Source organism: Streptomyces sp. AC627_RSS907 (genome assembly GCF_019049165.1).
In genome coordinates, this window is the sequence record NZ_JAGMUE010000199.1 from 1 (window position 1) to 1755 (window position 1755).

General features: G+C 67.1%; 2 protein-coding genes and 1 pseudogene. 1 reads left to right on the plus strand and 2 read right to left on the minus strand.

All coding sequences use genetic code 11. From position 1 onward, the window contains the following. A partial coding sequence (locus tag KUM32_RS31440; protein ID WP_217145359.1) for a transposase occupies positions 1 to 289 on the plus strand: 289 nt, incomplete at its 5' end. Between the two features lie 23 nt (positions 290 to 312). Here KUM32_RS31440 and KUM32_RS31445 read toward each other — a convergent pair. Next, a pseudogene (locus tag KUM32_RS31445) lies at positions 313 to 1105 on the minus strand (IS5 family transposase). Between the two features lie 62 nt (positions 1106 to 1167). Beyond that, a partial coding sequence (locus tag KUM32_RS31450; RefSeq protein WP_308408762.1) for a transposase occupies positions 1168 to 1755 on the minus strand: 588 nt, incomplete at its 5' end.

The following is a 1755-nucleotide window of genomic DNA, read 5'->3' on the forward strand; positions in this document are numbered from 1 at the left end:
GGACGGACTGTCCGCCCACTGGAGCCGGGGCATGCGGGCCTGGGTGGCCGAGCAGGACTGGCTGACGCTTGAGCGGCTGCCGGCCTACGCACCCGAACTCAACCCGGTCGAACTGCTGTGGTCGGCCATCAAGACCCGCGAGCTGGCCAACCTCGCCGGCGACCACCTCGCCGATGTCGCTGACGCAGCCGAACGCGGCATCCACCGAGTCTGCTCCAGCGAGCAACTCCCGTGGTCCTTCCTCACCCACACCGGCCTGACCATTCATCCCCAAACACCACAGAACTAACGAAAACCTCAGTAGAGGTCATCTCATTTGGTGAGCCGGCGGTAGCAGATGAGGGTGCAGGCGATGCTGGCGAAGGCGAGGAAGTGTTCGGCCTTGCGTTCGTAGCGTCGGTGCAGACGACGGCAGCCAGCGAGCCAGGCCATGGTCCGCTCGATCACCCAACGGTGACGGCCCAGCCGCTTGGAGGACTCGATGCCCTTGCGGGCGATGCGGTGCCGGATACCGCGCTCGCGGAGCCATTTCCGCAGATGGGCGTAGTCGTATCCCTTGTCGCCTGGAGCTTGGCGGGCTTGCGCCTGCGTGGGCCGCGGCGGGAGCGGATCGGAGGGATGCCGCGCACGAGCGGCTCCAGGGCCTGGCTGTCGTGGAGGTTGGCACCGGAGATCCCCACGGACAGGGGCAGTCCGGTCCGCTCGGTGATCAAGTGGATCTTCGATCCTTTCTTGCCCCGATCCACAGGATTCGGACCCGTCAAGTCCCCCCTTTCAGAGCCCGCACGTTAACCGAGTCGATCGCGCACCGCGACCAGTCCAGCTCACCCCGCGAGCCGAGCCCGTCCAGCACCAGCCGGTGCAGCTTCGCCCAGACCCGAGCCTTCGACCACTCCGTGAACCGGCGATGGGCCGTCGCACCGGACGGCCCGAACACCGGCGGGACCTGCGCCCACGTGCACCCCGTCGTCGCCACGAAGATGATCGCGGCCAGCACCTCGCGGTCGCCGTACCGGCGCCGGCCACCACCCTGCAGACGCGACGGTGCCTCCGGCACCACCCGCTGGAACAGCTCCCACAACCCGTCCGGGACCAGACGCTCAATCAACAGCACGCTCTCAGGCCACCGCTAAGGCCAAATGAGATGTCCTCTTACTGAGGTTTTCGTTAGTTCTGTGGTGTTTGGGGATGAATGGTCAGGCCGGTGTGGGTGAGGAAGGACCACGGGAGTTGCTCGCTGGAGCAGACTCGGTGGATGCCGCGTTCGGCTGCGTCAGCGACATCGGCGAGGTGGTCGCCGGCGAGGTTGGCCAGCTCGCGGGTCTTGATGGCCGACCACAGCAGTTCGACCGGGTTGAGTTCGGGTGCGTAGGCCGGCAGCCGCTCAAGCGTCAGCCAGTCCTGCTCGGCCACCCAGGCCCGCATGCCCCGGCTCCAGTGGGCGGACAGTCCGTCCGATACCAGCACCACCGGCTCACCGGCGTAGAAGGTCTTGATCTGTTCCAGCACCTCGATCAGGGAAGTGGTGTCGTAGCTGCCCGGCTTGAGGTGGAAGCACAGCCGCGGGCCGCGTGCGGGGTCGGCGGCGTGGTAGCCCAGCGCGGCGGCCATCCCGGCTCGTTTCCAGTTCAGCCGGTGCCGCAGAGTAGGGGTGCGGCCGCGGGGTGCGTAGGTGCGGCGCACCTCGGGCAGCAGCGATACGCCTGATTCGTCGAGGAACACGATCCAGGCACGTTTCTTCACCGCCCCTTTTTG